The sequence below is a fragment of the Cognatiyoonia sp. genome (assembly GCF_965661665.1).
In the GTDB taxonomy this organism is placed as follows: domain Bacteria; phylum Pseudomonadota; class Alphaproteobacteria; order Rhodobacterales; family Rhodobacteraceae; genus Cognatiyoonia.
This window is the reverse complement of record NZ_CBFIEO010000018.1, coordinates 13,763-38,095: the sequence shown is the minus strand read 5'-3', so window position 1 is coordinate 38,095 and position 24,333 is coordinate 13,763. Positions and strand designations below refer to the sequence as shown.

The 24,333-nt window shown below is 57.5% G+C and carries 21 protein-coding genes and 1 pseudogene; 9 read left to right on the top strand and 13 right to left on the bottom strand.

Annotated elements, in window-relative coordinates; translation table 11 throughout:
* The first annotated feature begins 46 nt into the window (after positions 1–46).
* The 4 genes from ACTF5F_RS11925 to ACTF5F_RS11910 are packed head-to-tail and all read left to right on the top strand — an operon-like array spanning position 47 to position 5,630.
* Positions 47–1,144, top strand: a complete 1,098-nt coding sequence (locus ACTF5F_RS11925) for an AI-2E family transporter (protein ID WP_438957092.1) — start codon at positions 47–49, stop codon at positions 1,142–1,144.
* Positions 1,092–1,802: a chromosomal replication initiator DnaA gene (locus ACTF5F_RS11920; protein ID WP_438957091.1), complete on the top strand. Its 711-nt coding sequence runs from the start codon at positions 1,092–1,094 to the stop codon at positions 1,800–1,802. Before ACTF5F_RS11925 ends, ACTF5F_RS11920 begins: the two co-directional genes overlap by 53 nt.
* A gap of 55 nt (positions 1,803–1,857) precedes the next feature.
* A complete protein-coding gene (locus tag ACTF5F_RS11915; protein WP_438957090.1) occupies positions 1,858–4,026 on the top strand; it encodes an RNA degradosome polyphosphate kinase in 2,169 nt (722 codons plus the stop codon).
* A gap of 50 nt (positions 4,027–4,076) precedes the next feature.
* Positions 4,077–5,630: a Ppx/GppA family phosphatase gene (locus ACTF5F_RS11910; RefSeq protein ID WP_438957089.1), complete on the top strand. Its 1,554-nt coding sequence runs from the start codon at positions 4,077–4,079 to the stop codon at positions 5,628–5,630.
* Here ACTF5F_RS11910 and ACTF5F_RS11905 read toward each other — a convergent pair.
* The 5 genes and pseudogenes from ACTF5F_RS11905 to ACTF5F_RS11885 all read right to left on the bottom strand — a co-directional run bounded on the left by ACTF5F_RS11905 (position 5,627) and on the right by ACTF5F_RS11885 (position 8,820).
* A complete protein-coding gene (locus ACTF5F_RS11905; protein WP_438957088.1) occupies positions 5,627–5,986 on the bottom strand; it encodes an AAA+ family ATPase in 360 nt (119 codons plus the stop codon). The two genes, ACTF5F_RS11910 and ACTF5F_RS11905, sit on opposite strands and share 4 nt — an antisense overlap.
* Before the next feature lie 24 nt (positions 5,987–6,010).
* Positions 6,011–6,979: pseudogene (locus ACTF5F_RS11900) on the bottom strand (endonuclease/exonuclease/phosphatase family protein).
* A 35-nt stretch (positions 6,980–7,014) separates the two neighbouring features.
* Entirely contained in the window at positions 7,015–7,695 is a 681-nt protein-coding gene (locus ACTF5F_RS11895) for a TerB family tellurite resistance protein (protein WP_438957087.1), read from the bottom strand.
* 31 nt (positions 7,696–7,726) lie between these two features.
* Positions 7,727–8,212, bottom strand: coding sequence for a GNAT family N-acetyltransferase (locus tag ACTF5F_RS11890; RefSeq protein WP_438957086.1), 486 nt, complete (start codon positions 8,210–8,212; stop codon positions 7,727–7,729).
* Entirely contained in the window at positions 8,209–8,820 is a 612-nt protein-coding gene (locus ACTF5F_RS11885) for a VOC family protein (RefSeq protein ID WP_438957085.1), read from the bottom strand. The genes ACTF5F_RS11890 and ACTF5F_RS11885 overlap by 4 nt, the downstream gene beginning before the upstream one ends.
* Positions 8,821–8,934: 114 nt before the next feature.
* On the opposite strand from ACTF5F_RS11885, the gene nhaA reads away from it, so the two are divergent.
* On the top strand, positions 8,935–10,131 hold the full coding sequence (nhaA, locus tag ACTF5F_RS11880; protein ID WP_438957084.1) for a Na+/H+ antiporter NhaA: 1,197 nt from the start codon (positions 8,935–8,937) through the stop codon (positions 10,129–10,131).
* Between the two features lie 67 nt (positions 10,132–10,198).
* Here the strand turns inward: nhaA and scpA are convergent, their stop codons facing one another.
* On the bottom strand, positions 10,199–12,325 hold the full coding sequence (gene scpA, locus ACTF5F_RS11875; protein WP_438957083.1) for a methylmalonyl-CoA mutase: 2,127 nt from the start codon (positions 12,323–12,325) through the stop codon (positions 10,199–10,201).
* A 92-nt stretch (positions 12,326–12,417) separates the two neighbouring features.
* Here scpA and ACTF5F_RS11870 point away from each other — a divergent pair, with 92 nt between their 5' ends.
* A complete protein-coding gene (locus tag ACTF5F_RS11870) occupies positions 12,418–12,876 on the top strand; it encodes a DUF4174 domain-containing protein (RefSeq protein ID WP_438957082.1) in 459 nt (152 codons plus the stop codon).
* Position 12,877: 1 nt separating this feature from the next.
* On the opposite strand, the gene ACTF5F_RS11865 is transcribed toward ACTF5F_RS11870, so the two are convergent.
* The 5 genes from ACTF5F_RS11865 to ACTF5F_RS11845 form a co-directional block, all read right to left on the bottom strand.
* Positions 12,878–14,875, bottom strand: a complete 1,998-nt coding sequence (locus ACTF5F_RS11865; protein ID WP_438957081.1) for an acetyl-CoA carboxylase biotin carboxylase subunit — start codon at positions 14,873–14,875, stop codon at positions 12,878–12,880.
* 92 nt (positions 14,876–14,967) lie between these two features.
* Positions 14,968–15,168: a hypothetical protein gene (locus ACTF5F_RS11860; protein ID WP_438957080.1), complete on the bottom strand. Its 201-nt coding sequence runs from the start codon at positions 15,166–15,168 to the stop codon at positions 14,968–14,970.
* A gap of 339 nt (positions 15,169–15,507) precedes the next feature.
* Positions 15,508–15,855, bottom strand: a complete 348-nt coding sequence (locus tag ACTF5F_RS11855) for a hypothetical protein (RefSeq protein WP_438957079.1) — start codon at positions 15,853–15,855, stop codon at positions 15,508–15,510.
* Positions 15,856–15,873: 18 nt separating this feature from the next.
* Entirely contained in the window at positions 15,874–16,002 is a 129-nt protein-coding gene (locus tag ACTF5F_RS11850; RefSeq protein ID WP_438957078.1) for a hypothetical protein, read from the bottom strand.
* 318 nt (positions 16,003–16,320) lie between these two features.
* Positions 16,321–17,853, bottom strand: a complete 1,533-nt coding sequence (locus ACTF5F_RS11845; protein ID WP_438957119.1) for an acyl-CoA carboxylase subunit beta — start codon at positions 17,851–17,853, stop codon at positions 16,321–16,323.
* Between the two features lie 178 nt (positions 17,854–18,031).
* Here ACTF5F_RS11845 and ACTF5F_RS11840 point away from each other — a divergent pair, with 178 nt between their 5' ends.
* The 3 genes from ACTF5F_RS11840 to ACTF5F_RS11830 are packed head-to-tail and all read left to right on the top strand — an operon-like array spanning position 18,032 to position 21,202.
* Positions 18,032–19,246: a multidrug effflux MFS transporter gene (locus tag ACTF5F_RS11840; RefSeq protein ID WP_438957077.1), complete on the top strand. Its 1,215-nt coding sequence runs from the start codon at positions 18,032–18,034 to the stop codon at positions 19,244–19,246.
* Between the two features lie 52 nt (positions 19,247–19,298).
* Positions 19,299–20,699 (top strand): helix-turn-helix domain-containing protein, encoded by a 1,401-nt coding sequence (locus tag ACTF5F_RS11835; protein ID WP_438957076.1) that lies wholly within the window; start codon positions 19,299–19,301, stop codon positions 20,697–20,699.
* A 59-nt stretch (positions 20,700–20,758) separates the two neighbouring features.
* Positions 20,759–21,202 carry an SRPBCC family protein gene (locus ACTF5F_RS11830; RefSeq protein ID WP_438957118.1) on the top strand — a complete coding sequence of 148 codons (444 nt, stop codon included), beginning with the start codon at positions 20,759–20,761 and terminating at the stop codon, positions 21,200–21,202.
* Here ACTF5F_RS11830 and betA read toward each other — a convergent pair.
* Positions 21,199–22,857, bottom strand: coding sequence for a choline dehydrogenase (betA, locus tag ACTF5F_RS11825; RefSeq protein ID WP_438957075.1), 1,659 nt, complete (start codon positions 22,855–22,857; stop codon positions 21,199–21,201). The two genes, ACTF5F_RS11830 and betA, sit on opposite strands and share 4 nt — an antisense overlap.
* The gene (gene betB / locus ACTF5F_RS11820; RefSeq protein ID WP_438957074.1) at positions 22,857–24,314 is read right to left on the bottom strand and encodes a betaine-aldehyde dehydrogenase; all 1,458 of its coding nucleotides are present in this window, start codon (positions 24,312–24,314) and stop codon (positions 22,857–22,859) included. Before betB ends, betA begins: the two co-directional genes overlap by 1 nt.
* Positions 24,315–24,333: the final 19 nt, after the last annotated feature.

Genomic DNA, 24,333 nt, shown 5'->3' with positions numbered 1-24,333 from the left:
ATCCCGTGCGGCCAAATGCGCATCTTTCGTGGAAAGAGAGGAAAGCATGGCTCTGCCCATCCGACAACAAACCATCTATTGGGGGATCGCGACAGCGGCTCTGTTTTTGGTGTTATGGGGGCTGGGCGATGTCATTTTACCCTTCGTTGTTGGCGGCGCGATTGCCTATCTTCTCGATCCCGTAGCGGACCGTTTGGAAGCTCTCGGACTGTCCCGTGCAATTGCAGTGACAATCATTTCGCTTGTCGCGCTATTTCTATTCATCCTATTGATATTGCTTGTCATTCCGACACTAATCCAGCAGACAAAAGCGCTGATTGAAGCAGCACCGGGCATTTTCCAAACCTTGCAATCCTCGCTCAGCGAGCGGTTCCCGCAGATGGGTGAGGAAACCAGCGTTATTCGGCAGCAAATCCTGAAGCTTGGCGAAATGATCCAGTCACGGGGTGGTGATCTGTTGAATGGCGTTCTCAATTCAGCGCTGGGGATCATCAACGTGCTGGTGTTGATCGTTGTGGTGCCAGTTGTGGCGTTCTACCTGCTGCTCGACTGGGACAACATGATTGCCAAGATTGACGAGCTGCTGCCACGCGATCACGCGCCAACGATCCGCAAATTAGCGAGCGAGATTGACAACACGCTCGCTTCTTTCATTCGCGGACAGGGCACCGTGTGCCTTGTGCTCGGCCTCTATTATGCGATTGCTCTGATGATTGCCGGTCTGAACTTTGGCATCGTCGTAGGCTTCATCGCAGGTCTTATCACCTTCATCCCTTATGTCGGTGCCTTGGTCGGTGGCGTTTTAGCGATTGGTTTGGCACTTTTCCAATTCTGGGGCTTCAGCGAAACGGTGAATGGGGAGACTGTGACCCATGCGACCAACTGGCTCAGGATCGGCATCGTCGGGTCGATCTTCATGGTGGGCCAATTCCTAGAAGGAAACATCCTGACGCCGAAACTTGTCGGCAGTTCCGTTGGTCTGCATCCGGTATGGTTGTTGTTTGCGCTGTCGGTCTTTGGCTCTCTTTTCGGCTTTGTCGGAATGCTGGTGGCCGTGCCTGTGGCTGCCATGTTGGGCGTCGTGGCGCGATTTGCGATTGCGCAATATCGTGACGGGCGGCTTTATCGCGGGCTGTCAGAGTAACACCATGCCGGATCAGTTGATCTTTGATTGGCCCTCTCCCGAAGGGCTGAGCGCTGAGGATTTCTACGTCTCAGATGCCAACCGCAACGCCGTGACCATGCTGCGCACGCCAGAAGCGTGGCCGGAGCGAAAGCTCGTGCTGGTTGGGCCGGCAGGCAGCGGGAAGTCGCATTTGGCGCGCATCTTTGAGCAGGAGCATAACGCCATTGTCGTGACCGTGGGTGCCATCCCCAAGGCCTATGAAGGTGTCACACCTGTTGTGGTGGAGGATGCGGATACCCTTCCCCTAGATCAGAACGAGGCGCTATTTCACCTGCACAACAACCTGCGCGCCCGTGATATTCCTTTGCTTTTGACCGCCAAGACTGCGCCATCGCGGTGGCCGCTTGTTTTGCCTGACTTGGCAAGCCGGATGCAGGCGACAACGCCCGTGCATATCGAAGAGCCGGATGACGAGCTTTTGGCGGTGCTGCTGACCAAGCTTTTCGCTGACCGTCAGGTAATGCCGTCGCCCAGCGTCATCCGCTATTTGTCGACGCGGATGGACCGCACCTATTCCGAGGCAAAACGCATCATTGCTGCCTTGGATCGGGAGGCGATGACACAAAACAAACCGCCAAACACCAAGATGGCTGCCGCAATACTAGACAAACCATAGGCAAACGCGCGATATTTGTCATTCCGTTGCAATGGTTTGCAGCACAGAAAGCCACATGATGACTGCTGATTTCTTAGACGCGGCCTTTCCGGCCCCGATGGAGTTGGATTTGGACCTTTCCGGTCCGAGCCGGTTCGTGAATCGTGAGCTCAGTTGGCTTGGCTTTAACTGGCGTGTTCTGGAAGAAGCTGAAAACCCGCGCGTGCCGCTGTTGGAACGGCTGAGGTTTCTGTCGATTTCGGCAACCAACCTTGATGAATTTTTCACGGTCCGCGTCGCGGGTCTGCGGGAGTTGGTGCTGGAGGCGAACACCAATCCGTCCATCGATGGCCTGACCCCGGCGGAGCAGTTGGTACTGATTGATGAGGACGCGCGCAAGCTTATGGCGTCACAACAGCGCGTGTTGCGCGATCTGCAAGAGGAGATGGCGGAGAACGGGATTTACATCGTCGGTCGGGATGACATGTCTGACGCGGACAAGGAGTTTCTAGAAACGGTCTTCCTCGAAAAAGTCTTTCCTGTTCTATCGCCCCTTGCCATCGACCCCGCGCACCCCTTCCCGTTCTTGCCGAACGAAGGGTTTGCTTTGACGCTGCAATTGGAGCGGATCAAAGACAAGCGGGCACTTTTCGCTTTGCTCCCAGTTCCGGGTCAAATTGATCGCTTTGTGCGTTTGCCGGATGCAGATGGTGCGCGGTTCCTACCGTTGGAAGAATTGCTGCTGCTCTATGTCAGCCGCCTTTATCCCGGTCATAAGATGAAAGGCAGTTGTGCGTTCAACCTGCTGCGCGACAGCGATTTAGAGGTTGAGGATGAAGCCGAAGATTTGGTGCGGGAGTTTGAAACCGCGCTGAAGCGGCGACGCCGTGGCGAGGTTGTGCGCCTCAAGATGTCGGCCGATGCGCCAAAAGCGCTGACCAAGCTCATCATGCAGGAACTGCGCGTAACCTCAAAAGAGGTCGTGGAGGTTGAGGGCCTGATCGGTGTGTCCGACTTGCAGGAACTCGTTATGGATGAGCGGCAGGATCTTCTCTGGCCTGCTTTCGCACCGCGGGTGCCGGAGCGGGTGCAGGACTTTGAAGGCGATATGTTTGCCGCCATTCGCAACAAGGATATGTTGCTGCACCACCCCTACGAGACCTTCGACATGGTGGTCCGCTTTCTGCGCCAAGCAGCTCGTGACCCAAAGGTCGTGGCGATCAAACAGACGCTTTACCGGACATCGAAACGCTCCCCCATTGTTGAGGCGTTGTGTGAGGCGGCAGAAGACGGGAAATCGGTCACGGCGCTTGTGGAATTGAAAGCCCGATTTGATGAGGCGGCCAATATCCGGCAGTCGCGGCGGTTGGAGCGCGCGGGCGCGCACGTGGTCTATGGGTTTTTGAATTACAAGACCCATGCGAAGATCAGCACTGTGGTGCGGCGCGAAGGCGACAAGCTTGTCACCTACACGCACTTTGGCACCGGCAACTATCACCCGATAACAGCGCGGGTTTATACGGACCTGAGCTTTTTCACCTGTGACGCAAAGCTTGGGCGCGATGCGACGAAGGTGTTCAATTACCTGTCTGGTTATGCGCAGCCCGAGGGGTTGGAGAATCTGGCGATTGCGCCAAACCATCTGAAGAAGAACCTGCTAGCCATGATTGCGCAGGAGGTCGAGTTTGCGAAGGCGGGCAAGCCTGCGGTGATTTGGGCGAAGATGAACAGCCTAATCGAACAGGATGTGATCGATGCGCTTTATGCCGCCAGCCAAGCGGGTGTGCAGATCAGCCTTGTAGTGCGCGGCATCTGTGGCTTGCGGCCGGGTGTAAAGGGATTGTCAGAGAACATCCGCGTGAAATCCATCGTCGGGCGGTTCTTAGAACATTCACGGATCGTGTGTTTTGGCAACGGGAAGGCCCTGCCATCCAAAAAAGCACGGGTGTTTATCAGCTCTGCGGACTGGATGAGCCGGAATTTAAACCGCCGCGTGGAGACGCTCATCGAGATTGAGAATGCGACTGTGAAGACGCAGATCATCGAACAGATCATGGCGGCCAACCTGCATGATGTGGCGCAATGCTGGGTGATGTCGGGCGATGGCTCTTACGAGCGGGCGATGACAGAGGACGGCAGTTTTGCGTTCAACTGTCACCGGTATTTCATGGAAAACCCGTCGCTCTCAGGGCGCGGCTCTGCTGGTGCGTCAGACGTTCCTAAATTGACGCATACCGATGATTGACGCCTCACCCTTCGCTGGCGCATTTTAGCCCCAAGGGGAGTCGCGTATTCATGGACGGACAAGACAACCAATCGACCGATCAGATTGATTGGGGCCCTTTTGAAAAGCCCCTCATAGGTTCGGACATCCTGAAAGGCTTGCACCGTGTTGGCGTGATTGATGTCGGCTCAAACTCCGTCCGGATGGTTGTGTTTGATGGCGCGGCGCGGAGCCCTGCGTATTTCTACAACGAAAAAATCATGTGTGCCTTAGGCGCGGGTTTGTCGGAAACGGGCAAGCTAAACCCCGAAGGCCGCAAACGTGCGCTAAAGGCGATTGCCCGCTTTGCCGCACTGGCTGAGGGCATGGGCATTTTACCCTTGATGACGGTGGCTACCGCCGCCGTGCGGGAGGCCGAGGACGGGCCGGAATTCTGCGCTGAGGTTGAGGATAAAACAGGCGTCAAGATCCGTGTGATCGACGGGAAAGAAGAAGCGCGACTGTCGGCGCAAGGCGTCCTTCTGGGTTGGCCGGGCAGCTATGGGATGGTCTGCGACATTGGCGGGTCGAGCCTTGAGCTGGCACTTTTGTCAGAGGGCGAGATTGGCGATCGGGTGACGTCGGCTTTGGGGCCTTTGAAACTTCGGGAATTCAAGAGCAAGAAAGCGCGGAAAGCCTACATCAAGGAAACGATCGCACAACTGCACAAAGACATGGGCAAGCCTATGGGGATGCGGTTGTTCCTTGTCGGTGGCTCATGGCGGGCGATTGCACGGGTCGATATGGAGCGGCGGGGGTATCCGCTGTCGGTTCTGCACGAATACCGTATGACCGCACGGCGGGTGAGCCGCACCGCCACCCATATCGCGCAATCGGATCTGGAAGAGCTGCGCAAGCAATGCGGCATTTCCCAATCCCGGATGGCGTTGGTGCCGTTTGCTGTGGAAGTGTTGAAAGAGATTTTGAAGCGCTTCAAGCCCAAGGACATTGCGGTGTCGTCCTACGGTATTCGGGAAGGAATGCTCTATGAGCAGATGCCCGACGCCCTGCGCCAACGCGATCCGCTAATCGAGGCAGCGCGATTTGCCGAAGCCAAAGACGCGCGTTTGCCAGGGTTTGGGCGCAAGCTTTATGACTTTGTGATACCCCTCTTCCCGCGCGCGGGATGGCAGCGCAAGCGGATCATCCGCGCGGCCTGTTTGCTGCATGACGTGAGCTGGCGGGCGCATCCTGATTACCGCGCTGAGGTGACATTTGATAACGCGACGCGAGCGAACCTTGGTGGGTTGAAGCATGGGGAGCGTGTGATGTTGGGCCTCGCCCTGCTGACCCGTTATACCAGCAAGATCGACAATTCACCGTTCCAGAACCTCTTTATGCTGATGTCGCCAGAGCAAAAGCGCGAAGCGATCATCCTTGGCACCGCGATGCGATTTGGTGCGATGCTGTGGATCAACGGGGATGAGCCACCGGCGAAACTGAAATGGAAGCCGAAGTCGCGGACGCTGACGCTGCACCTCTCCAAAGCGACGATCCCGCTTTATGGCGAGGTGGCAGAAGCGCGGTTCAAAGCGTTGGGGAACGCGCTGGGTGTGGAGATCAGCGTGAAAGTGTCAAAACGCTAAAGCTCGATACTGTCGTCCGCGTCGGGATCAAAAAGCGGCGCATCTTTCTTGCGGCGCATGATGATGTCGCCGTTGGGCAGGAATTCTGGCGGCTGGTAGTTGCTGATGTCATCGACCCGTTTCAGGATATCCGCCAGAATGGGACCCATTTCGCGGGAGAATTGATCCATCGCGGGGCCCAAATCCTCCGCGAAACCTTGAAGCTCGTCTATTGCTGGCTCCATCTCTTGCATCAGGCCACGCAGCAAGAGTTGCGCGCCTTCTTCCATCAGGTTTAAGCCCCGCTCCGCCTCTTCTTCGGCTATGGCGGGGGTCATAGGGGTCGCGAGTGCGAGGATTGCGAGCATGTGTTTCATGTCGGAATGATACCACAATACAGCTTAAAGGTCGATGTCGAGCACCACAGGCAAGTGATCGGAGGCATCAAGTAGCGCATCCCGCAATACGGGCCGCGCAAAGCATTCGAGATGATCAAAGGGGTGCCAGATTTGCCATTTTGGGCGTTTGGCCATCAGATCTGGTGACACCATGACGTAGTCGAGCAGGGCTTGAAGCTATGGCCCGTCCAGTCGCCTGAAACGGGCTGTCGAAATGATCGCGCCGAAGCGGTTGCCGAGGACTTGTTTGGCGTGGGGGTCGAAAAGCTTGTCCGTCTCCCCTTCCCCCAGCACAATTTCCACGCCGAAGCGACCGAAAAGCTTTTCATATTCGTCGAGCCCCGGACCGTCGTTGAAATCGCCCATCACAATCAGCGGATTGCCTTTGGTCAAATGCTGCTGCACCCGTGTGCGCAGCCAGACGCATTGCGCCAATTGCTTGCGGCGGTTGGCGATGGAGATTTGCGTGACTTCCGCCGGCGCCGTGGCCCCATGTGGAGCTTTCGATTTGGCGTGAACAACGATGAGGTTTAGTTCTGCTCCCGTCTTTAGGATAATGTGTGCCTCTAAAGGAGGCTTTGATCATCGAATCGGGTCTGGGTGGGCGTCGACGTCGATATTGAGCCAAAACTCCCCATCAAATCGTGGGTTGTCCGCATCTGCACTGCCCAAAGGTTTGTGGGTCGCCGACATGAGGTTCTGGTCATAGAGCTACACAATTTCCTGCTGCGTGTCATTTGGAAAGCCGATCGAGGCGGTGTTGGTGCACAGTCCAAAGTTATCCGCAACGTTTTGCAGCGCACGCTTTGTGCTGCGCGTCCGGCTGCTGTCGGGGGCCTCAAAAATCATGATGGCGTCACAGTCCACCGCGGTCAGGACGATCCCGAGGGCTTCGGTCTGGCGGGCCTTGGTCACGTTCCAGCGGCTGGACAACGTTTCATCGTCGATCAACTGACAATCATCATCGAACAAACGGTTGAACCATTCAACGTTTTAGGTCGCGATCCTCACGCCTGCGCTTCCGAGATTTGCTCCCAAGCGCGGTTGATCATGATCAGGCGTTTTTCCGCAAGGCGTAGCGCTTCTTCTGGAACGCCGCGGGCCATGAGTTGATCAGGATGGGTTTCGATGACGCGCTCGCGCCAGATCTTGCGAATGTCGTCCAACGCCATGCCGGGTTCGACGCCCAAAACATCATAGGGATCGCGTTCGGACTCTGGTACGAATTGCGACCTGATCCGCTTGAAGCAACGCTCATCAAGTCCGAAAATTTCGGCGACGTGGCGCAAGAAATTGTCTTCGCTCTCTTGGTAATGGCCATCGGCCACAGCGATGTGAAAGAGACCTTCGAGCAGGTCGCTCAACGCAGGGTCGCCGTCGTTATACATGGCTTTAATCCGGCGGGCGTAGACATCGTAGCCCGCGACGTCCGTTCGGGCGAGGTTGAAGAGCCGCGCGGCGTTTTGTTCTTCATGCTCTGGGATGTGGAACACCTCACGGAAAGCGGTCACTTCGTCCCGCGTCACGCGGCCGTCCGCTTTGGCCATCTTCGCGCCCAAGGCGATGACGGCAATGGTGAAGGCGACCGTGCGTTCTGGTGGCGTGCGGAGTTTTTCGAAGACGACAGACAACCCTTCGCCAGCGGCAAGGGCAGAGAGAGCTTCGGCAATTCGGGTCCAAATTGACATGGGAGGAGTCTACATCAGCCTTTCGCAGATGTCAGAGGCGCTTTTGCATCAATACGAGGTCGAGCCATTGATCAAACTTGCGGCCAACTTCGTGCAAGGTTGCAACGGTTTTGTAACCGACGCGGTCGTGGAAGGAGATGCCGTCGGGATTGTCTGCGCTGACACCTGCGAACATCGTGTGGATGCCGGCAGATCGCGCATGATCTTCAAGCTCTGCCATCAGCGCACGGCCTAGGCCCATGCCGCGTGCGGCGTCCGACAGAACGATGGTATGTTCGGCAGTGTGGCGGTAGCCAATGCCGCCGCGAAATTGGCCGTAGGTTGCAAAGCCAAGGATAGTGCTCTCCTCTTCCACAACGAGGGAGGCGTAACCCTCAGCCTCTTTCGCTGCGATCATGTCGATGACGTCTCTCTCAGTCTTCTCAATAGAATTGAAGGTGATCAGGGTGTTCCTAATCTCTGGATTCCAGAACGCGCATATTTGCGCGGCGTCGGTGGGTTTGGCAGCGCGGATCATCTGAACACCTTACGACCATTTGGTGTGTCGAACTCCGCCTCGAACCCCATCGGGCCCGTGACCCATTCCACCCGCCCGTCTGCGAGGGGGACCATGTCCTTCATACGGTCTGCATTGGGGTGTGAGGCGGTCCATTTGACCAGCCGGACGCCTTGATCGGGGAGCTTGGCAGGCGGCGGAGTGACGCCTGCGCCCCATTTCAAGAGCGTTGGATAGGCCCCGCCAAACGGCAGGCTGCCATCCTCAGGGACGGTCAAGTGCCATGTGATGTCGTCGCGGGCCAAGGCGATGGGTTGGCCGACCTCATTGGGAGCATGCGCAATCGCTTGAGCATAGTCGTCCGCCGTGCAAATCCAGTTGCCGAGTTTGGGCTGGCCTTTGAACTGATCGAGGCCAAACCATGTGGCGCGGCCGGTGACAGGCGCGTCCGGGTCTTTGGCGATGACTTCGAGGTAGAGCTCAGGCCCCAATCCCAAGAGGACATTATGCGTGCCAAAGTGGGCGTGCTTGCCACCGGGCTGCATTGGGACGCCAAGCGCGCGCTCAGCATATGCTCGGCCTTCCTCAAGCGTTTCGGCGACGAGCGCGATGTGATCAAATTTTAACATTTACCGCACAAAATTCCGTCAATCAGTATGCTGCCGAGGGGCGACGAAAACCGCTTGATATAAGGGGTTTTTGGACTATTTCCCATGTTTAACCATTAACCACATAGGATTGAAATGGCACTCCCCGATTTTCTCGAACGTTTTTTTAAACACGAAGCTTTTGGTGGCATTTTGTTGATGGCCGCGGCGGTTGCCGCGATGATCGTCGCAAACTCTGCCTTGGCCCCTGTCTACAATGACATCTTGGGCGAATATGTCGCCGTCACCTACGGTGGTGAAGGTCTGAAAAAACCGCTGATCCTATGGATCAACGACGGTTTGATGGCGATCTTCTTCTTCCTGATCGGCCTCGAATTGAAGGCCGAGTTGATGGAAGGCAAGCTCAAAAACCCCCGCGATGTGGTGCTGCCAGGCATGGCCGCTTTGGGCGGTATGCTCGTGCCTGCGTTGGTTTTTGCATGTTTCAACTGGGGCCTGCCAAGCATCAACGGCTGGGCCATTCCAGCGGCCACCGACATAGCTTTTGCCCTTGGTTTGTTGGCACTTGTGGGAAGCCGCGCGCCCTCATCGCTGAAGGTGTTCTTACTGACCTTGGCGATCCTTGATGACATGGGCGCAATTATCATTATCGCGCTGTTCTACACCGCTGAGCTCAATATCACCTACCTAGTCTGGGCGATGCTGCCACTGGCCGCGATGATCGCCTTGAACTTGCGCGGAACGCACCGCCAAGGGGCGACGCTGCTGCTTGGAATCGTGCTGTGGTTCCTCGTCCTGCGCTCAGGTGTCCATGCGACATTGGCGGGTGTTGTGACTGCGTTCTGTATTCCGCTGGTGGACCGCTGGGACAAAAGCCCGCTGCACGCTTGGGAACATGCAATCTCCCCTTGGTCGACCTATGTCATCATCCCAATCTTTGCCTTTGCAAACGCCGGCGTGGTTCTGGCGGGCATGTCGGTTGCGGACCTGTTGCAGCCGCTCCCGATGGGCATCGCGCTTGGCTTGATACTTGGTAAGCAGATCGGTGTCTTTGGCCTCACCTTCCTGATGGTGAAGTTTGGCATGGCACGGTTGCCGCATGGGGCGAACTGGCTGCACATCTACGGCGTCGCCTGTTTGGCGGGTGTCGGCTTTACGATGTCGCTCTTTATCGGTGGTCTCAGCTTTGAAGACCCTGCGATGATTAACCAAGTACGGATGGGTGTTCTCTCCGGCTCTATCATCTCGGGCATCTTGGGCTATGTCGCGCTGATGCTGGCGGCGAGCCGGTCGCGTGCGGAGGACCAGCTGGTCGCGCAGCCTGCCGAGTAAGCGTTCAGAAATGAAAAAATGCCCGCGCTGACCATCAGCGCGGGCCTTTTTTGTTGAGCGTTGAGCTTTAGGCGCGGGCTTCTCGAATCAGCTTCAGAATGTCTTCGGCCGCTGCCGGTATGTTGGTGCCGGGACCAAAGATCGCCTTCACGCCGGCGTCATAGAGGAACTGATAGTCCTGCTGCGGGATAACGCCGCCACAGATGACAAGGATGTCGCCTGCCCCTGCGGCTTCCAAAGCCTCCACCAGTTTCGGGGCGAGCGTTTTGTGACCCGCGGCCTGTGAACTGATGCCGATGACATGAACGTCGTTGTCGACCGCATCTTGGGCGGCTTCCTCTGGCGTTTGGAACAATGGTCCCACGTCGACGTCAAAGCCGATGTCGGCAAACGCTGTTGCGATGACCTTGGCGCCACGGTCGTGGCCGTCCTGACCCATCTTCACGACAAGCATACGTGGGCGGCGGCCTTCGTCTTCGGCGAATTGTTCCACAGACTTCTGGATCTCTGCGAAGCCCTCGTCGCCTTCGTAGGCCGCGCCGTAGACCCCGGCGAGTGTTTTCACCTCTGCACGGTGGCGACCGAATGATTTTTCCATAGCCATGCTGATTTCTCCTACAGTGGCGCGGACGCGGGCGGCCTCAACTGCCGCCTCTAAGAGGTTACCTCCTTCGTTGGCGCGGCGGGTGATTTCATCGAGCGCTGCATCGCAAGCCGCCTGATCCCGTTTGGCCCGGGTCTTTTCGATGCGAGCGACCTGCGCTTCGCGGACAGCTGCGTTGTCGATGTCGAGGATGTCGATGGGTTCCTCTTTGTCGAGGCGGTATTTGTTGACGCCGACGATCACTTCGGTGCCGCGGTCGATGTTGGCCTGACGGGTGGCGGCGCTTTCTTCGATCCGCAGCTTTGGCATGCCAGAGGCGACTGCCTTGGTCATCCCGCCCATCTCTTCAACCTCTTCGATGAGCTTCCACGCCTCTTCGACCAATTCATGGGTCAGGCTTTCGACGTAGTAGCTGCCAGCGAGCGGGTCGATGACATTGGTCACGCCGGTTTCTTCTTGCAGAATCAACTGGGTGTTGCGCGCGATGCGGGCGGCAAATTCGGTTGGCAGCGCGATGGCCTCATCGAGTGCGTTGGTATGGAGCGACTGCGTACCGCCAAGTACGGCTGACATTGCTTCATAGGCTGTGCGCACGACGTTGTTGTAGGGGTCTTGTTCTTGCAGCGACACGCCAGAGGTTTGGCAGTGTGTCCGCAGCATGGAGGATTTTGGGTTTTGAGGCTTGAACTCCTCCATCACGCGCGACCAGAGAAGGCGCGCCGCGCGGAGCTTGGCCGCTTCCATGAAGAAGTTCATGCCGATTGCGAAGAAGAACGACAGGCGCGGGGCGAATTTGTCGACGTCCATGCCCGCGGCGATGGCGGTTCGAACGTATTCGCGCCCGTCGGCGATGGTGAAAGCCAGCTCTTGCACCAGGTTCGCGCCAGCTTCCTGCATGTGGTAGCCGGAGATCGAGATCGAGTTGAACTTCGGCATGTGGTCCGCTGTGTAGCCGATGATATCCGCGATGATCCGCATGGACGGCTCCGGCGGGTAGACGTAGGTATTGCGGACCATGAACTCTTTCAGAATGTCGTTCTGAATGGTCCCTGCGAGCGCGGATTTGTCGTGCCCCTGCTCTTCCCCCGCGACGATGAAGTTGGCGAGGATCGGGATCACCGCGCCGTTCATGGTCATGGAAACGGAGACTTTGTCGAGAGGGATGCCGTCGAAGAGAATTTTCATATCCTCAACACTGTCAATGGCAACGCCCGCCTTGCCCACGTCACCGACGACGCGAGGGTGGTCACTGTCGTATCCGCGATGTGTCGCGAGGTCGAACGCGACGGAGACGCCTTGCTGCCCTGCGGCAAGCGCTTTGCGGTAGAAAGCGTTCGATTCCTCAGCGGTGGAGAAGCCCGCATATTGGCGGATCGTCCAAGGGCGGCCTGCGTACATCGTAGCCTTTACGCCGCGTGTATAGGGCGATTGACCGGGTGTGCCGCCCAGATGCGGCAGATCAGCGGTATCCTCGGTGGTGTAGAGCGGTTTAATGGCGATGCCTTCGATGGTGTTCCACGTCAGATCATCCAAAGGCCGCCCGCGCAGCTCTTTTTCCGCCAGTTTTTCCCATTCAGTTTTGTCTGTCATATCAGGCTCCGCTTATGCCAAATGCGTGATTTGGCGGGCTTTGGGTCAGATCGGACTTAGCAAAGTCAGAAATCGATCCTATATCTTTATTTATGAGAATTTTATTCGCGATTCTGAGTGCGGCACTGCTGCCAGGACCTGCGGCGGCACAAGACAGTCTAGTTGACCGCTGGAACGAAGACCGTACGCAGGTCTTCGATGCGTCAGAGATCAACATGGATGACTTGCGCTGGGTCGCACGGCCGATCATCGTGTTTGGGGAATCAGAATTTGACCCCCAGTTACAACGGCAGCTTGAGCTATTAATCGCTGAAGCGGAGCGTTTGGCGGAGCGTGACGTCATCATCATCGTGGACACCGATCCTGACGTGCGCAGTGACCTGCGCACACGGTTCCGGCCTCGGTCATTCATGCTCGCCCTTGTGGGCAAGGACGGGCAGATCAAGCTGCGCAAACCTGCCCCGTGGGACGTGCGGGAATTGTCCCGCTCCATCGACAAGATGCCGTTGCGACAGCAAGAAATCCGCGACCGGAGGGAGTTGACCGAGTAGGTCATTCAAACTCCATAATGATGTCGTCCACGGCGAGGCTATCGCCAGCGGCGGCGTTGACTTTGGACACTGTGCCTTTGCGTTCAGCCCGCAGGATGTTTTCCATCTTCATCGCTTCAACGGTGCAGAGCGCTTGGCCCTCTTCCACTTCTTGGCCAACTTCCACATCGACATTCACGATGAGGCCCGGCATTGGGCAGAGCAGCATTTTGGAGGTGTCGGGCGGCAGTTTTTCCGGCATCAGTTTCGCCAATTGGGCCTGACGCGGGCTGCGGACGTGGACTTTGAGGTCCACACCACGGTAGCGCACGCGGAACCCGCCTGAGATTTTCTCCACCTTCAGAACCAGCGGTGATCCGTCCACATCAAGCCGTGCCAGCGGCTTACCTGGGGTCCAATCGCTTTCCACGCGGAAAGTGTCATCGCCAATCGCAACAGTCGCACCGTCTTTGTCGGCACCGATGGCTGTCTCGAACGCTTGGCCTTGCAGGGTGACAACCCAAACAGAACCAACGTGCCGCTCGTGGTTGCTCATCCGGCCCGTAACACGGGTGCGGCGAATCTCGGCCACGCGGTGCATGGCAGAGGTGGCGGCAGCGATACGCTTGAGGTCATCCTCCGGCAGTTCCACGCCGTCAAAACCGTCTGGATACTCTTCCTCGATGAAGGCGGTGGTCATGTTGCCAGAGGTGAATTTCTCATGATCGTAAACGGCGGCGAGGAATGGCAGGTTGTGACCGATGCCTTCCACTTCGAATCCATCGAGGGCGAGACGCATTTCCTCAATCGCAGTGGCGCGGTTTGGGCCCCATGTGCAGAGCTTTGCGATCATCGGGTCGTAGTACATGCTGATCTCACCACCCTCATAGACACCGGTGTCATTGCGCACGATGCCGTTGGCGGTTTTACCTTCTGCGGGCGGGCGGTAACGGGTCAGACGTCCGATAGACGGTAGAAAGTTGCGGTAAGGATCTTCGGCATAAAGGCGGCTTTCCATCGCCCAGCCGTTGATCTTGAGGTCTTTTTGCTTGATCTGAAGTTCTTCGCCATTGGCCACGCGGATCATCTGTTCAACAAGGTCGACGCCGGTGATGAGTTCCGTAACAGGGTGTTCCACCTGCAAGCGGGTGTTCATTTCAAGGAAGTAGAAGTTTTTGTCGCCGTCGACAATGAACTCCACCGTGCCTGCGCTGGTGTAGCCCACGGCCTTCGCCAAAGCGACAGATTGATCGCCCATCGCTTTGCGGGTCGCTTCATCAAGGAACGGCGATGGCGCCTCTTCAATCACCTTCTGGTTCCGGCGCTGGATGGAGCATTCCCGCTCATGTAAGAAGATGCCGTTGCCGTGGCTGTCGCAAAGCACCTGTATTTCGATGTGGCGCGGCTGCGTGACGAATTTCTCTATAAAGATGCGGTCGTCACCAAAGCTGTTCGCAGCTTCATTCTTGGAGGACTGGAAGCCTTCGCGCGCCTCTTGGTCGTTCCATGCGATGCGCATGCCTTTGCCGCCACCACCAGCGGAGGCTTTGATCATCACAGGGTAGCCGATGTCGTTGGAGATTTTGACAGCTTCGTCCGCGTCTTCGATCAGACCCATGTAGCCCGGAACGGTGGAGACCTTCGCGTCCTGAGCGATTTTCTTGGAGGTGATCTTGTCGCCCATCGCCTCGATCGCGCCTTTCGTCGGGCCGATGAAGGCAACGCCTTCGGCTTCGAGCGCTTCGGCAAATTTCGCGTTCTCTGAAAGGAAGCCATAGCCAGGGTGAACAGCCTCCGCCCCCGTTTGCCGGATCGCGTCCATGACCTTGTCGATCACGATATATGATTGGTTTGCGGGTGGCGGGCCAATGTGAACCGCCTCATCCGCCATTTTCGCGTGTAGGGCGTTCCGGTCCGCGTCGGAATAAATCGCAACTGTTTTGATGCCCATCTTACGCGCGGTTTTGATGACGCGGCAGGCAATCTCGCCCCGGTTAGCAATCAGCATTTTTTTAAACATGAGCGTGGTCCCTTGAACGCAAAACCGCCGCAGGAGGAGCACCCCAACGGCGGTCAGATTTCGTAGATGCCCCGTGGGGCGAAGTCAGAGTATTAGTCGCAAAGGCCGACGTCGTCGCAGAATGCGCCTGCGGCAGCACCGACAAGTGCAGTGCCCGTGCGGTCGGTGCCGAGAACATCAGCAGCAATGACGCCTGCGCTGGCGCCGACAACAGCGCGTTCGCCAACTGTGTTAAGGCAACCTGCAAGCGTGACACTGGTGACGGCTGCAATAATCCATGTTTTCTTGAGCATCGGTACACGCCCTTCTGTGAGTTTTGATACTCAGAAGACTTATCGGAAGCGGGCAGAATAGCAATGCAGCAGCGCGGGCGTAGGCACGCTTCCGCCAATTCATAAGCGGTGTTCAGATAAGGGTAAGCCCGTCGGTTTCTTATGGAAACGGACCGGCTTGGGGAACGGTAACAGCGTTGACAATATGAAGGAGTAAAATTGCTGGTTTTGCACTTAGCTGAAGAAAGGTTGCGCGCAAGAGGTGACGAAATAAACCCTGCCACTTGGGAATACGGAAAATAAGCGAAGATTCGCTTAAAATCCGTGTTTATCTGCGTGGATTTGCCGAAAACGCTCACTTTATCCCTCCATAACGTCGGGAAAGCTGGCGCGGGCGCGGGGTTCGTCGATTTGGAGCAGCGCCTCATAGGATTCAGGATCGAACGGGTCTTCGGCAGCAATGACCTCCCGCTCGAACAGCCAAGAGAGGCGTCCCGCGTCGAGATTACCACGTTCAAACGGCTCTGCCCCGAAATGATCCCAAAGCGCGCGCATGAACCCCGCATCGGCGCGCTTGTCCGCAGGTCTACGGTCATTGTAACGCTCACGGGCGATGAGTTTGGTCGCGCCCGCTTTGTTAGCCCGTCTAATAGTGAATTGAAAATCCGTGCCTGGCAGACGACCGGGAAAACCGCGGTGCTTTTCCATCAAAGCACCCCGCTTGCGCTAGTGCTCTGGCCCGCCCAATTGTCGAAGGTCTGTGTGCACGACGTTGTTCGCCTGCCCTTGGCTTGCACTGATGGCGACAACCGCCATAAGCGCTGCCACGACGAACACTTTGACCCCGTTAGCCATGTTTGCGTTCCGCTCTGATCTGCCTCATGCTGACGGCTTTTTGATCCGGTCAGCGTGTTTTTTGTTATTTCTTGATCATTAGCAGAAAAATTGAGCACGGAAGCAGGGCGCAATGCAGATGCTGGCAACTGTTGCTTTGCCGCACCAAGGGGCTGAGGACGCACAATATTTCGCTGGGACATCAAAACGCCCCCCAGATGCTGAGGCGCATTTGGACGGCGCGCGGTTGCGCCCGCGTTTGCGTGACAGCCGCGGACGCAGCAGCGGCGGTTTCCCGCGCGGGCGTTGCACGCCCGCAACATATGTTGGCCGACCGGATCACAGTGGGATGTTGTCGTGCTTTTTCCACGGGTTTTGCAGCGATTTGCCACGGAGGGAGGCAAAGGCGCGGCAAATCCGTTTGCGGGTGGAGTGCGGCATGATCACCTCGTCGATGAAGCCTTTTTCCGCCGCCACGAACGGGTTGGCGAAGCGGTCTTCATAGTCTTTGGTGTGCTGCGCGATCTTTTCCTCATCGCCAAGGTCGGCGCGGTGGATGATCTCTGTCGCGCCCTTGGCGCCCATCACAGCGATTTCCGCTGTGGGCCATGCATAGTTAAAATCACCGCGCAGGTGCTTGGACGCCATCACGTCGTAGGCCCCGCCGTAGGCTTTGCGCGTGATGACCGTCACTTTTGGCACGGTCGCCTCGCCATATGCAAAGAGCAGTTTTGCGCCGTGCTTGATTACGCCGCCGTATTCTTGCGAGGTGCCGGGCAGGAAGCCAGGGACGTCAACGAGCGTCAAAATCGGGATTTCAAAGGCGTCGCAGAATCGGACAAAGCGCGCGGCTTTCCGGCTGCTGTCGATGTCGAGGCATCCGGCCAAGACCATCGGCTGGTTGGCAACAACGCCAACAGTGGAGCCTTCGAGACGCACAAAGCCTGTGACGATGTTCTTGGCGAAGTCTTCTTGGATTTCGTAAAAATCGCCTTCGTCGCCCAGCTTATGAATGAGTTCTTTCATGTCATAAGGCATGTTCGGGTTGTCGGGGATCAGTGTATCAAGGCTGTCCTCAATCCGGTCGACATCGTCAAAGAATGGGCGAGTTGGCGGTTTAGAACGGTTGTTGAGCGGCAGGAAGTCCACCAAGCGGCGCACTTCGGCCAAAGCTTCCACATCATTCTCAAACGCACCATCGGCGACGGAAGATTTCTTGGTGTGGGTGGAAGCACCGCCTAACTCCTCTGCCGTGACAACCTCATTCGTGACGGTCTTCACAACGTCGGGGCCAGTGACGAACATATAGGAGGTGTCTTTGACCATGAAGATGAAGTCGGTCATCGCGGGGGAGTAGACCGCGCCACCGGCACATGGCCCCATGATGACGGAGATTTGCGGCACCACGCCGGACGCCATGATGTTGCGTTGAAAAACCTCTGCATAACCCGCGAGGGAGGCGACGCCTTCCTGAATACGTGCACCGCCTGAATCGTTGATGCCGATGACAGGCGCGCCGTTTTGCATCGCCATGTCCATGATCTTGCAGATCTTCTGAGCATGCGTTTCGGAGAGGGAGCCGCCGAAGACGGTGAAATCTTGCGAGAAGACATAGACCATGCGGCCGTTGATCGTACCCCAGCCTGTGACGACGCCATCACCCGGTGGGCGCTGTTCTTCCATACCGAAATCAGAGCAGCGGTGGGCAACAAAGGCGTCGAACTCTTCAAAGCTGTCCGCATCGAGCAGCAGTTCAATCCGCTCACGCGCGGTGAGCTTACCTTTGGCGTGCTGCGCGTCAATGCGGCGTGCACCGCCCCCCATGCGAGCGACCGCGCGGCGGTCTTCAAGCTCTTGCAGGATATCTTTCATCATGGCCTCCCCTAGAGTTGGATCGGGCATATCAAACGGGTTAGCAGGGGAGAAGGTGAATTTTGCAAATATACCGTCCTATCTTTTTATAAATCTGCAAATATGCAAATTATCAAGCGGCGCTGAAATTTGCTGCTACAGGCATGGACATCGGCAACCTCAGGCATAGGGTAGCGGAATGACCAGTAAAACCGCGGTTCGATTTTTAGACCGCACCACCCCGCCACATATTTTGACGCTGACCCTGCTGGCAGGCATTTCGGCGCTGAACCTGTCGATCTTCCTGCCGTCACTGGCAGGCATGACGGAATATTTTGGTACGACCTACGCCACCATGCAGATTGCGGTGTCGGGATATTTTCTAGCGACGGCGATCTTGCAAATCCTGATCGGGCCTATTTCTGACAGATACGGGCGGCGGATGGTGGTGCTTTGGTCGCTTACGATCTTCGTTGTCGCCACAGTCGGTGCGATGCTGTCGACGAGCGCGGAGATGTTTCTGTTCTTTCGCATGATGCAATGCGTGGTGGCCACGGGCGTTGCGTTGAGCCGTGCGATTGTGCGGGACATGTTTGAGACGAACAAAGCGGCTTCAATGATCGGCTATGTCACAATGGGCATGGCTTTGGTGCCGATGTTTGGCCCGATGATCGGCGGCGCGATTGACCAGCTCTTCGATTGGCGAGCGGTCTTTGGCTTTCTGGTTTTTGCGGGACTGGTTGTTTTAGCGCTCTGCTATTTCGATCAGGGTGAAACGGTGCGCGATGGCGGCATGGGGTTTGCCGAGCAGATCAAGACTTATCCTGAACTTCTGAAATCGCCGCGGTTTTGGGGCTATGCCTTGGCCGCGTCTTTCGGATCAGGTGCGTTTTTTGCGCTGCTGGGCGGGGCATCCTATGTCTCTACCACCGTGTTTGGCCTGTCCCCCTTCTGGGCAGGCGTGGCCTTGGGCGCACCAGCGATTGGCTACGCGGTGGGGAACGGGTTGTCGGGGCGGTATAGCGAACGGTTTGGGATCAACCTTATGGCGCTCGTGGGGTCGCTGATCACGCTTGGCGGCATGGTGATCTCCCTCATCTTCTTGTTGGTGATGGAGCCCTCCCCTTACATCTTTTTCGGTCTCGTCACATTGCTCGGCTTGGGCAACGGACTTTTGATCCCGAACACGGCCGTCGGCCTGATGTCCGTGCGACCACATCTGGCGGGCACGGCGAGCGGGCTTGGCAGCGCGATGATGATCGCAGGGGGTGCTGCGGCTGCGCAAATGGCCGCAACACTGCTGGATGGTGGGGACAGCCCACTGCCCCTGCAATGGGTGATGGTGGCGACATCAGCACTGGCTGTCGCCTCAATGATCTATGTAATCCGGCGCACGCGGAAGGTTAAGGGTTGATTTGCAGTCTTTGCAAAATCAATCTGCAAATTAGACAACGCAGAGACCCACAATGGCCACTCAAAAACTCTTTGCAGGCGCGAAGCTGCGCGATATGCGCAGCCGACTAGGCATCACCCAGAAGGATTTTGCGATCCGGCTGAATGTGTCAGTGCCTTATCTTAACCAGATGGAGAACAACAACCGCCCGATCAGTACAGCGGTTTTGTTGGGTTTGAGCGAGGAATTTGGCTTCGACGTCTCGGAGCTTCAGTCAGGTGATGAGGCGCGACTCATTGGGGATATGAAAGAGGCTCTTGCCGACCCTGTGCTGACGGGTCCGACCCCTGCCCTTGCAGATTTGCGACTTGCGGCATCAAACGCGCCGACGTTAGCGCGGGCGTTTTTGGACCTGCACGCGGCCTATCGCCGGACGCACGAGCGGCTTGCTTCACTAGATGAGGCGTTGGGTCGGGAGGATTCGCAGATCCGGTCGTCCCCTTGGGAAGAGGTGCGCGACTTCTTTCACTATTGCGACAACTACATCGACGCCGTGGATCGCGCGGCGGAACGGTTTGCCGCCGCACAGCCAAAGCAGGAAACGTTGGAGGACGCGGCGGTCGCGATGCTGGAGGGCCAAGGCATCCGCGTTGTGGAAGCGCAAGACGGCCAAGTACGCAACTATGATCGAAAGACCAAAACGCTGGCCCTGTCGCGCTACGCGACGCCGGAGACGCGGCGGTTCCAATTACTGTTGCAGATGGCGCTGATCAGGCAAGATCCATTGTTGGAGGCAACACTCGACCTTGCGCGGTTTCAGTCGGATGAGGCCCGCGATATCGCAAAAATCGGATTGGCGAATTACTACGCGGGCGCGGTCCTGATGCCTTACGGGCAATTTTTGGAGGCGGCGCGGGACACACGGCACGACTTGGAAATCCTGTCGACACGGTTTGGCGCGTCATTGGAACAAGTGGCGCACCGTCTGTCGACACTGCAACGCCCGGGTGCGAAAGGCATCCCATTCTTCTTTGTGAGGGTCGATCAGGCGGGGACGATCACGAAACGCCACTCGGCCACCACTCTGCAATTCGCAAGGTACGGCGGGGCCTGCCCGCTTTGGAACGTGCACAAGGCGTTTGAATTGCCTGGGCAGTTTTTGCGCCAGTTGGCGGAAACGCCAGATGGTATCCGCTATTTCTGTCTGGCGCGGGATGTCAGCAAATCGGGCGGCGGTTGGGGCGCGCCGATGCGGCGGTATGCGATTGGATTGGGGTGCGAAGTGAAGCATGCCGGTGCCTTGGTCTATGCCGATCACATGCAGCTCAACAGCGCGCAGGCGTTTGAGCCTATCGGCATCTCCTGCCGGATTTGTGAGCGCCAATCGTGCCATCAACGCTCCGTCCCACCGTTGGAGCGGCGCTTGAAAGTTGATCTCGACCGTCGCGACGTGCTGCCCTATCAGGTCGATTGATTGACCATGCGGCAGAACTAGAGTTCTCTAGAACGATCACTGACTAGGGGAAGCATCCGATAGACTTAGAAGCCACGCGCGTTATCGCGGCACACCGAGCGTTGGTTTGGCAAAAGCTAAACGATGCAGACACGCTCGCCGCTTGCATCCCCGGCTGTGAGGAACTGACCGGCACGCCAGAGGATGGTTTTGCCGCAACGGTGAAGCAAAAGGTTGGACCCGTGAAAGCGACGTTCAAGAGTGAGGTGTCGCTTGAGAATGTGGTGGCAGGCGAAAGCTATACCATCGTGGGTGAGGGCAAAGGCGGCGTTGCGGGCTTTGTCAAAGGCAGCGCCGACGTCACCCTGCGCGATGTCGACGGCGGGACGGAGCTGACGTACACCGCCTACGCAAAGGTCGGCGGGAAGCTGGCGCGGCTTGGCAACCGTATCGTTGGCGGCTTTGCCAAGAAAATGGCAGACGAGTTTTTTGAACGCTTCCAAGAGCAGGTGGAAGCCAGTTAACGCTGCGCCGTTTGCCAGTTTGGATGGACCCACGGTTGGTCGTTCGCGGCAGGGAGCGGTGTGCGCCCTAGGATGTGATCTGCCGCTTTCTCCCCCGTCATGATCGACGGGGCGTTGAGGTTGCCGTTGGTGATGCGTGGGAAGATCGAACTATCAGCTAGACGCAGGCCATCCACGCCAATCACGCAGGTTTCAGGGTCGACAACAGCCATTGGATCATCCGCGCGGCCTATCTTGCAGGTGCCACAGGGGTGATAGGCGCTTTCCACATGCTCGCGGATGAAATCATCAAGCGCATCATCCGTTTGCGCGGCGTCCCCCGGTTGAATTTCGTGACCACGGAACGGGGCAAAGGCGTCTTGCGCGAAAATCTCGCGGGTGAGGCGGATGCATGTGCGGAAGTCTTCCCAATCGCTTTGCTCTGACATGTAGTTGAACAGAATTTTTGGGTCGTCGTTCGGGTCGGCGGATCGCAGTGTGACCGAACCACGGGAGGCGGACCGCATCGGTCCAACGTGGGCTTGGAACCCGTGCCCTTCGGCCGCGACTTGGCCGTCATAGCGGACGGCGATGGGCAGAAAGTGGAATTGGATGTCAGGGTATTCTACGCCCGCTTTCGACCGGATGAAGCCTGCGCTTTCAAATTGGTTCGAGGCGCCGAGACCGGTTTTTGTGAACAACCACTGCGCCCCAATCATGGCTTTGCTAACGAAATTCCAATGCTTGGCAAGGGAGACGGGCTGCGTTGCAGCCTGCTGGATGTAAAGCTCTAGATGATCTTGCAGGTTTTGTCCGACGCCCGCGCGGTCCGCCACCACGTCGATCCCATGTTCGGTCAGATGCGCCGCAGGTCCGATGCCAGAAAGCATCAAGAGTTTCGGCGAATTGAGGGAGGATGCAGCGATAATAACTTCTTGGTGGGCCTCAATAATCTCCTTATTGCCACCACGATCGACCTCGACCCCGACAGCGCGGCCCTCTCTTATGACTATCTTGCGGGCGAAGGCGCGGATGAGTGCGCAGTTGGCGCGTTTCAAGGCGGGTTTGAGGTAGGCGTTGGCGGCGGACCATCGGCGGCCTTTGTGGATCGTCGCATCGAAGGGGCCGAAGCCTTCTTGCTTGTGGCCGTTGTAGTCGCCAGTGACGTCATATCCTGCTTGTTCACCCGCCTTCACGAAGGCTTTCGTGAGCGGGTTGGTGCGCGGACCGCGGCAAACGTGCAACGGGCCATTGTTGCCGCGCCATGACGGATCGCCGCCATGCCCGCCGCTGTCCCAGTTTTCCATGCGTCGGAAGTACGGCAGCACGTCGGCGTAGCCCCAACCATCGGCGCCGCTTTCCTCCCAATGGTCAAAATCAAGCGCGTGGCCACGCACGTAGATCATGCCGTTGATGGAGCTGGAGCCGCCGATGACTTTGCCGCGCGGTGTGACCAGACGACGGCCGCCGAGGTGCGGTTCAGGTTCAGTCTTCAGCCCCCAATCATAATGCGACATGTTCATGGGGTAAGACAGCGCAGCGGGCATCTGGATGAGCGGTCCCACGTCTGACCCGCCGTATTCGATGACCAGCACGTCCTTACCCGCCTCTGCCAGTCGGTAGGCCATCGCACATCCGGCGCTGCCTGCGCCAACAATCACGTAGTCGGCTTGCATTAGAAGGGCGCCTCCACGTCGTTCATGGAGACGTAGACCGTCTTCATCTCAGAATAATGGGCAACAGCGAGTTTGGAGTTTTCGCGCCCAACGCCGGACATTTTGGAACCGCCGAAAGGCGCCTCCACCGGCGCGAGGTTATGGGTGTTGATGTAGCAGGTGCCCGCTTCAAACGCGGCGGAGACGCGGTGTGCGCGGGTGAGATCACTGGTGAAGACGGACGCGGCGAGGCCGAACTCTGTGTCATTGGCTCGGCGAATCGCTTCCTCTTCCGTTTCGAAGTCGAGGACAGAAAGTACGGGGCCGAAAATCTCCTCCCGCGCGATGGTCATGTCGTCGGTGACGTCGGCAAAGACGGTGGGTTCGATGAAAAACCCGTCGCGGTCAGGGGTGCCGCCGCCAAAGACGAGCCGCGCGCCCTCAGCTTTGCCTTCCTCGATATAACCCTCAACGATGGCGCGTTGGTTCTCGCTGACCATTGGGCCGAAGTTTGTGTCGGGGTCTTGCGGGTCGCCCATTACGACGCCGGATGCGAGGCGTTCGGCCATCCGGTTTAGGAAGGCTTCTTTGATGCCTTTCTGAACAAAAACGCGGGTGCCGTTGGAGCAGACTTGGCCCGTGGAATAGAAATTGCCGAGCACTGCGCCGGAGACGGCATTTTCGAGGTCCGCATCGTCAAAAATAATGATAGGGGATTTGCCGCCTAATTCCATTGTCACGTGGCGCAATCCTTCGGCCGCGGCAGCGTAGACCTTTTTCCCTGTGGGAACGGACCCTGTCAGCGACACTTTTGCGACGCGCGGGTCGGTCACAAGCGACGCGCCAACATTTCCAAGGCCTTGCACCACGTTGTAAACACCCGCTGGCGCGCCCGCTTCATGCAGGATTTCGGCGACTTTCAGGGCGCAGAGCGGTGTGGTCTCAGATGGTTTGAACACCATCGTGTTGCCACAGACGAGCGCAGGTGCCCCTTTCCAACTGGCGATTTGTGTTGGGTAGTTCCAGGCGCCGATACCAACGCAGACACCCAACGCTTCGCGGCGCGTATAGACGAAATCACCGCCTGCTAGGGGGATGTGTTCACCCGTCAGCGCCCCAGCCAAGCCGCCGAAATACTCAAACGCATCCGCACCAGAAGTCGCATCGGCAACGCTGGTTTCTTGGTAAGGTTTGCCGGTATCATAGGTTTCCACGACCGACAGGTCGTGGTTCCGCTCGCGCATGATGTCGGCGGCACGGCGCAGGATGCGGCCCCGCTCTGTCCCGCTCATCGCCGCCCACTCCGCTTGCGCGGCTGTGGCGGAGGCTAACGCCTTCTCAATGATCGCAGGCGTGGCTGAGTAGACCTTTGCCACAACTTCCCCCGTATAGGGGTAGATCACGTCGATCAACTCGCCGTTCGTGTCTTCGACGTATTCGCCGTTGATGAAATGGCTGGCGGTTGGTTGGATTTGCATGGCGAAACTCCGAGGGTGA

Bases quoted from the DNA above. Each gene is read 5' to 3' on its own strand.
- ACTF5F_RS11925 (WP_438957092.1), top strand. From the start codon at position 47: ATGGCTCTGCCCATCCGACAACAAACCATCTATTGGGGGATCGCGACA.
- ACTF5F_RS11915 (WP_438957090.1), top strand. From the start codon at position 1,858: ATGATGACTGCTGATTTCTTAGACGCGGCCTTTCCGGCCCCGATGGAG.
- ACTF5F_RS11910 (WP_438957089.1), top strand. From the start codon at position 4,077: ATGGACGGACAAGACAACCAATCGACCGATCAGATTGATTGGGGCCCT.
- ACTF5F_RS11905 (WP_438957088.1), bottom strand. From the start codon at position 5,986: ATGAAACACATGCTCGCAATCCTCGCACTCGCGACCCCTATGACCCCC.
- ACTF5F_RS11895 (WP_438957087.1), bottom strand. From the start codon at position 7,695: ATGTCAATTTGGACCCGAATTGCCGAAGCTCTCTCTGCCCTTGCCGCT.
- ACTF5F_RS11890 (WP_438957086.1), bottom strand. From the start codon at position 8,212: ATGATCCGCGCTGCCAAACCCACCGACGCCGCGCAAATATGCGCGTTC.
- ACTF5F_RS11885 (WP_438957085.1), bottom strand. From the start codon at position 8,820: ATGTTAAAATTTGATCACATCGCGCTCGTCGCCGAAACGCTTGAGGAA.
- nhaA (WP_438957084.1), top strand. From the start codon at position 8,935: ATGGCACTCCCCGATTTTCTCGAACGTTTTTTTAAACACGAAGCTTTT.
- scpA (WP_438957083.1), bottom strand. From the start codon at position 12,325: ATGACAGACAAAACTGAATGGGAAAAACTGGCGGAAAAAGAGCTGCGC.
- ACTF5F_RS11870 (WP_438957082.1), top strand. From the start codon at position 12,418: ATGAGAATTTTATTCGCGATTCTGAGTGCGGCACTGCTGCCAGGACCT.
- ACTF5F_RS11865 (WP_438957081.1), bottom strand. From the start codon at position 14,875: ATGTTTAAAAAAATGCTGATTGCTAACCGGGGCGAGATTGCCTGCCGC.
- ACTF5F_RS11860 (WP_438957080.1), bottom strand. From the start codon at position 15,168: ATGCTCAAGAAAACATGGATTATTGCAGCCGTCACCAGTGTCACGCTT.
- ACTF5F_RS11855 (WP_438957079.1), bottom strand. From the start codon at position 15,855: ATGGAAAAGCACCGCGGTTTTCCCGGTCGTCTGCCAGGCACGGATTTT.
- ACTF5F_RS11850 (WP_438957078.1), bottom strand. From the start codon at position 16,002: ATGGCTAACGGGGTCAAAGTGTTCGTCGTGGCAGCGCTTATGGCGGTT.
- ACTF5F_RS11845 (WP_438957119.1), bottom strand. From the start codon at position 17,853: ATGAAAGATATCCTGCAAGAGCTTGAAGACCGCCGCGCGGTCGCTCGC.
- ACTF5F_RS11840 (WP_438957077.1), top strand. From the start codon at position 18,032: ATGACCAGTAAAACCGCGGTTCGATTTTTAGACCGCACCACCCCGCCA.
- ACTF5F_RS11835 (WP_438957076.1), top strand. From the start codon at position 19,299: ATGGCCACTCAAAAACTCTTTGCAGGCGCGAAGCTGCGCGATATGCGC.
- betA (WP_438957075.1), bottom strand. From the start codon at position 22,857: ATGCAAGCCGACTACGTGATTGTTGGCGCAGGCAGCGCCGGATGTGCG.
- betB (WP_438957074.1), bottom strand. From the start codon at position 24,314: ATGCAAATCCAACCAACCGCCAGCCATTTCATCAACGGCGAATACGTC.